General features: G+C 66.1%; 15 protein-coding genes. 1 reads left to right on the forward strand and 14 read right to left on the reverse strand.

Translation table 11 applies throughout. From position 1 onward, the window contains the following. Nucleotides 1-889, forward strand: an 889-nt coding sequence (locus VGC18_RS14390) for an NADP-dependent oxidoreductase (RefSeq protein ID WP_331098595.1), incomplete at its 5' end; no start/stop codon positions are given. 41 nt (nucleotides 890-930) lie between these two features. Here the strand turns inward: VGC18_RS14390 and VGC18_RS14395 are convergent. The 14 genes from VGC18_RS14395 to VGC18_RS14460 all read right to left on the reverse strand — a co-directional run. Next, nucleotides 931-2331, reverse strand: coding sequence for an MFS transporter (locus tag VGC18_RS14395; protein ID WP_331098597.1), 1401 nt, complete (start codon nucleotides 2329-2331; stop codon nucleotides 931-933). A gap of 88 nt (nucleotides 2332-2419) precedes the next feature. Continuing rightward, on the reverse strand, nucleotides 2420-2845 hold the full coding sequence (locus tag VGC18_RS14400) for a MarR family winged helix-turn-helix transcriptional regulator (protein WP_331098599.1): 426 nt from the start codon (nucleotides 2843-2845) through the stop codon (nucleotides 2420-2422). 175 nt (nucleotides 2846-3020) lie between these two features. Then, nucleotides 3021-3326 (reverse strand): hypothetical protein, encoded by a 306-nt coding sequence (locus VGC18_RS14405; protein ID WP_331098601.1) that lies wholly within the window; start codon nucleotides 3324-3326, stop codon nucleotides 3021-3023. An 8-nt stretch (nucleotides 3327-3334) separates the two neighbouring features. Beyond that, on the reverse strand, nucleotides 3335-3964 hold the full coding sequence (locus VGC18_RS14410; protein WP_331098603.1) for a hypothetical protein: 630 nt from the start codon (nucleotides 3962-3964) through the stop codon (nucleotides 3335-3337). Further along, nucleotides 3961-4527: a sigma-70 family RNA polymerase sigma factor gene (locus tag VGC18_RS14415; RefSeq protein WP_331098605.1), complete on the reverse strand. Its 567-nt coding sequence runs from the start codon at nucleotides 4525-4527 to the stop codon at nucleotides 3961-3963. The genes VGC18_RS14410 and VGC18_RS14415 overlap by 4 nt, the downstream gene beginning before the upstream one ends. A 133-nt stretch (nucleotides 4528-4660) precedes the next feature. Next, nucleotides 4661-4927: a GlsB/YeaQ/YmgE family stress response membrane protein gene (locus VGC18_RS14420; protein WP_331098607.1), complete on the reverse strand. Its 267-nt coding sequence runs from the start codon at nucleotides 4925-4927 to the stop codon at nucleotides 4661-4663. 85 nt (nucleotides 4928-5012) lie between these two features. Next, nucleotides 5013-5186, reverse strand: a complete 174-nt coding sequence (locus VGC18_RS14425; RefSeq protein ID WP_331098609.1) for a CsbD family protein — start codon at nucleotides 5184-5186, stop codon at nucleotides 5013-5015. 72 nt (nucleotides 5187-5258) lie between these two features. Continuing rightward, nucleotides 5259-5480 carry a hypothetical protein gene (locus tag VGC18_RS14430; RefSeq protein ID WP_331098611.1) on the reverse strand — a complete coding sequence of 74 codons (222 nt, stop codon included), beginning with the start codon at nucleotides 5478-5480 and terminating at the stop codon, nucleotides 5259-5261. A gap of 46 nt (nucleotides 5481-5526) precedes the next feature. Continuing rightward, a complete protein-coding gene (locus tag VGC18_RS14435; RefSeq protein WP_331098613.1) occupies nucleotides 5527-6150 on the reverse strand; it encodes a hypothetical protein in 624 nt (207 codons plus the stop codon). Continuing rightward, a complete protein-coding gene (locus VGC18_RS14440) occupies nucleotides 6150-6719 on the reverse strand; it encodes a hypothetical protein (RefSeq protein ID WP_331098614.1) in 570 nt (189 codons plus the stop codon). The genes VGC18_RS14435 and VGC18_RS14440 overlap by 1 nt, the downstream gene beginning before the upstream one ends. Further along, nucleotides 6716-7063, reverse strand: coding sequence for a hypothetical protein (locus VGC18_RS14445; RefSeq protein ID WP_331098616.1), 348 nt, complete (start codon nucleotides 7061-7063; stop codon nucleotides 6716-6718). The genes VGC18_RS14440 and VGC18_RS14445 overlap by 4 nt, the downstream gene beginning before the upstream one ends. Then, nucleotides 7060-7251: a DUF2273 domain-containing protein gene (locus VGC18_RS14450; protein WP_331098618.1), complete on the reverse strand. Its 192-nt coding sequence runs from the start codon at nucleotides 7249-7251 to the stop codon at nucleotides 7060-7062. The genes VGC18_RS14445 and VGC18_RS14450 overlap by 4 nt, the downstream gene beginning before the upstream one ends. Then, nucleotides 7248-7682 carry an Asp23/Gls24 family envelope stress response protein gene (locus tag VGC18_RS14455; RefSeq protein WP_331098620.1) on the reverse strand — a complete coding sequence of 145 codons (435 nt, stop codon included), beginning with the start codon at nucleotides 7680-7682 and terminating at the stop codon, nucleotides 7248-7250. Before VGC18_RS14455 ends, VGC18_RS14450 begins: the two co-directional genes overlap by 4 nt. Nucleotides 7683-8172: 490 nt before the next feature. Then, a partial coding sequence (locus VGC18_RS14460) for a helix-turn-helix domain-containing protein (RefSeq protein WP_331098622.1) occupies nucleotides 8173-8512 on the reverse strand: 340 nt, incomplete at its 5' end.

Below are 8512 nucleotides of genomic sequence, written 5' to 3' on the forward strand. Positions count from 1 at the left end.
GTTCAGCCGATTCGGCGGGCCGGAGGTCCTCGAGATCGTCGACCTTCCCGACCCGCATCCCGGGCGGGGCGAGATCCGGATCGCGGTGCGCGCCGCCGGCGTCAATGCCAGCGACTGGAAGAAGCGCCAGGGACTGATGGATGGCGACCTCCCGCAGACCCTGGGTTACGAGGCAGCCGGCATCGTCGACGAGCTCGGCGAGGGAACCGTGGGCGTCGCGGTGGGCGACCGCGTGTTCGGAGTCGGCGGTGATGGCGCGGCGCAGGCGGAACTGGCGGTGCTGTCCGCCTGGGCACCGATCCCGTCTTCACTCGACTTTGCCGGCGCGGCGGCACTGCCGTCGGCGGTCGAGACGGCCGCGCGTGCCCTCGACCAGCTTGGCGTCTCCGAGGGGAACACCGTCCTCATCAACGGGGCATCCGGCAGCGTGGGCAGCGCAGCCGTCCAACTCGCGGTCGCTCGCGGCGCACGGGTGATCGGCACCGGCAGCTCGGTCACTCACGACCGCCTGCGCGAGCTCGGCGCCGTCCCCGTCGCCTACGGCGATGGCATGGCAGAGCGAGTCCGTGCTGTCGCTCCGGATGGTCTCGATCTGGCGCTTGATGTCGCAGGCAGCGGCGTCCTGCCCGAGCTCATCGACCTCGCGGGCGGCGCGGAGAACGTCATCACGATCGCCGACTTCCTCGGAGCGCGGGAGCACGGCGTGCGTTTCAGCAGGGGCGACTCTGGGCGGGCGATCTACGCCCTCGCTCAGGTCGGCGACCTCATCGAGTCCGGGAGGTTCTCGCTTCCGGTCGGGCAGACCTTCCCGTTGTCCGACATCGCGGAGGCGCACCGCGTCGGCGAATCGGGACGCGTGCGCGGGAAACTCGTGCTCCTCGTCGGCTGATCGCGGCTCATCGAGCCGGACGTTGCCGGGACCACCCGCACTCAGGCGTTCGCCGAGCGCCGCAGCCGTCGGTCGAAGACGGTGATCGCCAACAGCACCACGCTGACACCGAGCATGAGCCACCCGATGACGCCCACGCCGGCATCGGTGACACGATCGCGGAAGACGATGCCGATGATGGCCGAGGATGCAATGGAGCCGATGTAGCCGAACGACCGCAGCAGGCCGGATGCCGTCCCGACCTGCTCGCCGGGGGCCTGGGTGTACAGGGCGGTCGTGTTGCTGCTCACCCCCGCTCCCTGAGCGATGCCGAGCACGATGGTGATGACCAGGGTGAGCACCAGCCAGGCCTCCGTGTGCAGGAACAGGACGGCGACCCCGGCCGCGATGCAGGAGACCGCGGCAAGCAGCAGCGGCCTGCGGATGAGGTTGCGGCGCGACACCGGAATCACGACGATGCCCGAGACGAGCGTCATCGGAAGCAGCAGCAGCCCGGCGCCCAGCTCGGAGAGGCCCCTCGTCGCCTCGAGCCACTGGGTGATGCCGTAGAGCACGACATAGCTGCAGAGCATCACGATCGCGAAGCGGATGTAGGTCCGGGTGAGGGCTCGATTGCTCGCAAGGAGGCGCACGTCGAAGAAGGGCGTCTTCGCGCGCCGCTCCCACACGATCAGCGCGGCCCACAGCACGATCGTGGCGGCCAGGAAGGCCCAGGTCGCATCGGGCAGAGACGAGAGGAAGAGCAGCAGCGAGATCATCGCGAGGGCGAAGCCGACGATCCCCGTCACATCCAGCGACGACATCACCGAGCGCACGCCGCGATGCCCGGCCGCCGGCTCGTCCCGCGGAATCCAGAGCAGGGCCGCGATCAGGGCGACGATCGCGACCGGGACATTGATGAAGAAGACCGCGCGCCATCCGAAGAACTGCACCAGCAGACCGCCGATCGGCAGCCCCAGCGAGGCGGTCGCGACGCCGGCGATCTGGAGGCCGCCGAGCACCCCGCCGGGAGGCCGCTCGAACCCGGCCGACTGGGCACGACGGCGGATCAGGAGCATCGCGGTCGGATAGGCGCAGGAGGTGCCCAGACCGATCAGCACGCGGCTGATGAGCAGCATCGTCAGGTCCGGCGCGAAGCCGCCGACGAGCCCGCCCGCCAGGACGAGGAGGATGCCCGTCAGGAAGACCCGCCTGGGTCCGAACACCTCCGCGGCCTTTCCGGCCGTCGGCTGGGCGATGGCCGTGGCCACGTACAACGCCGAGACCAGGATTGCCGTCTGTCCGACGGGGACGTGCACTCCCGCCGCGATCGGCACCAGCGCCGTCGCGATCACCGCGCTGTTGATCGGATTCAGCGCCGAACCGATGAACAGCGGGGTGGTGAAGCGCCACGAGAAGGGTTTGCCGCCGGTTGGGGAGGCGGGTGAGGCGGATGCGGACATGGAGAATCTCCGGTAAGGCGCACGAGCGCGCGGAATCTCGCGGCCGCGGTTGGCGGTCACGGGTGTGTCGGATCGGTTCAGAATCGGTTCAGAGCAGCCCGGCCAAGCGTTCGATGAGCGGTGCCGCCGTGCGCATCAGCTCCATCTCGTCCCGGGTGAAGTGGGCATCGAGCGCGGTGGCGAGCCGGTTCGTCAGCTCGCCGCGGCTGGCGTGAACGACGGCCGCGCCTTCCGCGGTGATGGTCAGGATCGAGCGGCGTCCGTCCGTCGGGTCCGGCGCCCGTTCGAGGAGCCCCCTCGATTCGAGAGCGGCGACTGTGACCCCCATCGACTGGGGGCTGATCTCCTCCCATCGTGCGAGGTCGGCCGTGGTGTCGGGGCCGTTGCGGTCCAGACGCGACAGCACGGTCCGCTCGGGAAGGCTCAGCTCCGACGACTTGCTCTCGCGGGCACGGCGGGTGAACAGACTGACGGCAACGTGTACCGCGGCGGCGGTCGCCTGTGCCTCGCTCACATCCTCCATATTAGAAGTTTACACTTGCAAAGCTGGGCTGGCAATCTGCCGTGGTTTCGATCGACGGGCATCCTGCGGATGGACGATCCCTGCGTCTGCGTCGCCGCGTCCGCGACCCGGCGACGGTTGCGCGGGAAGTCGCACGGGCTAGCCTGCCGCAGCTGGTGTCCCCTCTCTATTCGAGCACCTGGCCGACTGTCACTCTCACGACTGAATCCTGATACCCGAGTCCGAGCAGACAGTCAGCGATCGTGTCGTGGACCGTGCGGCACGTGACGGTGGCCGAGGTTTCAGCGGCAATGGTGACGGCGATCGTCAGGGTTTCGTCTTTTCCATCGATGAGCACGAGGAGCTCGTCCGCGGCGGCGGGACGGAGGACCGACGCAATGTCGGCCACGAGGGAGGCGGAGCGATAGAGCCTCTTCACACCGGGGACTCCACGGACCAGGTCGTCCAGGGTGCGCGCCAGATTGTCAGGCATGGTCGGTGTCATGATCGGTTCTCTTCCGGCGTGAAGGGGAGGTGATGGATGTCGTGGATCGTCACGTCGATGGCGACAACGTTGAGTTGGGTGTGGGCGCTCAAGCGCTTGGCAATCGCGTTCCGCAACAGGCGCACATTTTCCGGGATCGGTTGTCCCCAGAGCACGCTGGCATCGACCGAGACGGTGACCGGTGCACCAGGGATTGCGACGTCCCCTGCCAGCCTGCACCGCCCGACGACGACACCCCCGACGTCGGCTTCTGCCGCTCTGATGAGGCCGCGTACCGCACCTTCGGTGATACCAAGGTCCGCTGTGGCAGAGGGGTGCTCGATCGGGATGCGCCGCCCGGCTCGCGCGTCGAAGGCGATGCTGTCCAGGATTCGTTCGACCCATCCCTCGCCGAGTACGGGTGCGGCGGCGACGTCGGCATCGATGAGGGAGCGGGAGAGCGTCCTGAGCCGTTCCATGGCTTGCAGGGCGAGCTGGCAACCGGGCGAGTTGTCGATGGACGGGTCCGCTGGGACGCGGTCGGAGTCGAGGTAGTCGCTGAGCTCATCGATGGTGTGGCCATCGAGCTCGTCGAGGTCCAGTCCGAGGCGCTGCAGGTCAGGCGGCAGATCGTTGTCATGGGTCATCGCCATGCCTCCATCTCCACGATCAGGTACTTTCGTGCGCGAAAGAGAAGACCGCGGACGCTTGAGTTCGAGATGCCCAGTTCCGCCGCGATCTCGTCGTAACTGTAACCGGAAACCTCACGCAGGACCCAGCATTGGCGCTGCTGCTCAGGAAGTTTGCCAATCGCATCCGAGAGGGCCTCCATCTGGGATCGTGCCTCGACAACGCGTTCGGGTGCGCGTGATTGCGGGGCAGGCCGCTCATGCTCGGCAATATCGACCTGTGGTTTTCTGGAACGCACTCGGTCGATCGCCTTGTGGCTGACGATCCGCATCAGCCACCCCTTGACCGCCTCGAGGTCTTCCAACTCTGGTAGCCGTTGCCAGGCCGTGATGAAAGTCTCCTGGACGACATCGTCCGCGTCTTCGCTGCCGTTCAGGATTCGAGCCGCGTATGCCCGCATTAGGGGCCCGTATCGTCGGACGAGAACTTCGAACGCGACGGGATCGCCATCGGCTGCCCGACCGACAATGATCCGGTCATCGATGTTCTGCAGGAGCTCGCTGTCATCACTGCCGGCCATGCGTGCAACCCCTCTGTGTGGGACGTCCTCTGCGTTGAGGATCGCGGCCGGCGCAGGCATTGTGTGCCCGAAGCGGTCGTGTCCCCATTGTGTCTTCTCCAGTCCGAACCATTCGCTACCGACCGAGCGTCGGTCAATTTCTGGCGCGCCGACCGAAGATGAGCCCGTAGATCAGGAGAACGATGACAGATCCACCGATGGCGAGCAGCCAGGTGGAGAGGGAGAAGAACGAGGTCAGGTTCACGGTGAACAGGAGACCTCCGATCCAGCCACCGAGCATCGCGCCAACGACTCCGAGAATGAGGGTGATGACCCACCCGCCCGCCTGTTTGCCGGGAATGATCAGCCTCGCGATTGCGCCGGCGATCAGCCCCAGGATGAGGAATCCGAAGAAACTCACTGTGTTTTTCCTTTCTAATCTTCATGCTGCACTCTGAGGCCGGGTGCCCCAACCCGAGAGAGAGGGGCACCCGGCGGCGGAGGTGCTATTTCTTGAAGGTGTCCTTGACGTCTTCGACGGTGCCTTTGACATCCGCCTTGGCCTGGTCGACCTTGCCTTCGGCCACGAGTCGGTCGTTGTTCGCGATGTGCCCGGCGGCTGCCTTGGCTTGGCCGATGAGTTTCTCGGCCCCGTTCTTGATCTTGTCCTCTGCGCTCACGATGAGCTCCTTTCTGTTTTCTTGTGTTGGTCGTTCCTGAAACTGCCACCGGCCGGTGGCTCCCGGGTGGGTTCAGGACAGCTTTCGGCGAACCGTGCGCCTCGCCGACTTCATGGCCTTGCTCGCCTTCCTCGCGAGTTCCCGGCGTGCCTGTCGAGCATGCGGGTCAGACCACAGCCGTTCGATCTGGTGGCGCAGATCCTCGTAGTTCTTCCCGCGGGACTTCGCCGATTGACTGCCGGCGACGTATGCGGCGACCACGGCGATCCCGAGGACCACGATGCTCTTGCTCACTCCTTAACCTCTCTTTCTCTCTTGGATCCGTTTGCGCGAGTGCGGGCTAGACCGTACGGACTGTCTTCGACACCGATGCTCGCAGCCCGCCGGCGACGTGCACGAAGACGGGCACCCGGACGCCGAGGACCTCATCCCACTCAGCGGCGGCGCTCTCCACAGCGGCGAGCACTCGCATCGGTGACGCACCGCGTCGCGGGGTCACTCTCACTTTCAACGCGGGCTTGCCTCTCACCCGGTAGGCACTGACGCTCACTGCCGCGATGTCCCGTTGGCTCCCGACCGCATGCTGGATGACGTCCGCGGCAAGGGATGTGTCGACGGTGATGGTGCCCGTCGGCTCGATGTCCGGCAGCGCCATTGCCTCGACGACCCGCGAGGTGCGTCCACGCCCCTGGGCGAAGCTGAACACCAGCAGAAGCACGATGAGAATCAACGCCGCCACGGGTATCGCCAGCAGTGCCCATGGCACGTTGGGCACGCCAGCGAACGTCAGCCCGACCCGCCACAGCCGCGTGACCGTGTCCTCGATCGACGGGGTGGTCGACCGCCATATCTGATCCCAGCGCGGGACGGTCGTCACCGCGATCGCCGCCGACCCGACGGTCCACAGCAGAACACCGATGACTATCAGAAACAGCCGGTTCAGGGGGCGATTGGTGCTGTTCATCAGCTCACCGTTCCGCTCTCGGCGACGTGAACGCGCGGCCGACGTGACAGTCCGTATTCGGCGGCTTCTGCGGTCGACGCCTCAGCAACTGCTCGGGTGCTGACCGGCACACCGCTGGTCGGCACGATCCGCACGGCCGCGCGGCGGCGACCGACGGTCACCCTCACGTGTCTCCTATCCGCTCCCACGGCCGAGCTCACCCGGTCGGCGATGGCATTCGCGATCACGCTGTCGTCGACGACGACCGCCGCCCGCTCCGACGCCAACCGTCGGCGCGCCTTCCTGCCCGGCATCAGCCCAAGCACGAGCACGATCACACCGAGAACGGCGACGACGATTCCCCCGCTCAGAACGGGATAACGGACCGCCGGCCGGAACCTGGACAGTTCCTGGAATGCGCCCTGCAGCGCGGCAATGGTCGGCAGGTGCATGATCAGGAACACGCAACCTGCCCCCGCGGCGGCCAGGAGGATGATCAGACAGACGGCGACGGTGATCGCAGCTCCGGCCCGAGACGAATGCGTTTCGCGGCGCAGCACTCGGCGGTACACCGTCCGTTCCGTGCTCATAGCACCCTCCTTTCATTCGACCGATTCACACCGGTTATCCGTACATCCACGCGCCTGACGGACCGGCCGGCCAGGTCATCGAGTCCCGCAGCCACGACCGTCGCGAGCTCACCCGCACGATCCAGCAGAGTGCGGGGCGAGGTCGTCCTCGCCGTGAGTTCGACCGGAGAGGTCACTCGCACGATCAAGCGTCCGTGTTCGTCGCTGAGGGCCGCGTTCACCCGGCCAGCCGGAACCCCGGCGGCGTCGGCGGCAACGGCTTCGACGAGACGTCGGATAGCCTGGGGACGGATGGTGGTGCGTCCGGCATGGGGGGGCTGTGCTGCGGCCAGTTCGGTGGTCATGACGAGGAACGCTTCCCCCGGAACGCGTCCGCCACCGCGTGGACGTCCAGCTTGCCGTCCACTATCCGACCGACGCCTCCGCCGATCGCCAACGCGACCAGCACCAGAACGAATGCCCAGAACCCGAAGGCGATCCAGGTCAGCGCGAGGACCGCACCGACGCCCATCCCGACGACTGTCCTGGTCACTGGACTCGCACTCCCTGATCGTCCTCGTCGCTGTCATCGTCGGACGGAATGTGAACATCGTTGACGGTGATGTTGACCTCGGCGACCTCCATGCCGACCAAGTCCTCGATCGCCCTGTACACCGCCGCACGCACATCGTCGGCGACCTTCTGCAGGGAGATCGGGTACTCGGCCACGATCGTCACGTCGACCGCGACCTGTCTCTCCCCCACCTCAACGCTGACACCCTGCGCCAGATCCGTGCTGTTCAACGCATCACGGATCGCGCCGATAGCCCGGGCCGCACCGCCGCCCAGCGCATAAACGCCAGGGACCTCGCGAGCCGCGATGCCCGTGATCTTCGCAACGACACCATCCTCGATGGTCGTCTTCCCCGCATCCGGTGCCACCGGCGCCGCACCCTTCACCGTGTTCGGTGTGACATTCGACATTGCAATTCTCCTTATCTACCTGACCACCACGCATCGTCCATGCGTGGGGCGCATTATCAGCGACGTCACTAAGTCGCTCGCCGGGGCGTGAACGTCACAAATCCGGCTGAAGCAAATCGTCCAATCGGATCAGCCGCCTGCCGCCCCGCCTCGAAATTCGCGAGCCACTCGGGGATGGGTTTGGCCATGATGAGTTCCTTGTCTCTCGATTCCCGGCTGTCTCGAACCCCACCGATGCGATGACACTGACCGGTGATCCGTCACACGCAATCTCGGGAAGTCGCTACGCGAACACGGGATGCAGCGCGCACCCACCCGTCTGCGGTATCGCGTCCGGGCATGTGTCGCACGGGTGTCGCCGGTTCGGGTTCCGGCGACACCCGCGATCCACCGGAGTGATGTTCGGAGGGCATGTCGCCCAGCACAAGCACTCAACCACGCGGGGAATACGAGCGTCCATCGTGGTTGACCGCGCTGACAGTGTGGTATGTCACCGACTGAGTGTCTCGGCTCGCCGCGACGGGCGCGCAAGACAAGCTGCGCCAAGCACCGACCGATCCCAGGCATTGAAGATGTCCCGACTCGTAATGTCGTTTATGCGGCGCAGTCGCTGGCGCATCGTCTGTACGTGTATGCCCAGCCCGGCCGCCGCATCAACAGCCGATCCATAGTGAAAGAGTGCGTCCAGGCTCTCCATGAGGTGCACATTTCGATCACTCAGCAGGTCGCCAAGCGCGGCCTGCGAAAACTGCGTCGGATCGACTTCTCCTTGCGCTCGGACCAAGCACACGAACATCGCGTCTGCCGCCGACAGCGCACACGATGTCTCA

Origin of the sequence: Lacisediminihabitans sp., assembly GCF_036404185.1 — a bacterium.
Taxonomy (GTDB): Bacteria; Actinomycetota; Actinomycetes; order Actinomycetales; family Microbacteriaceae; genus Lacisediminihabitans.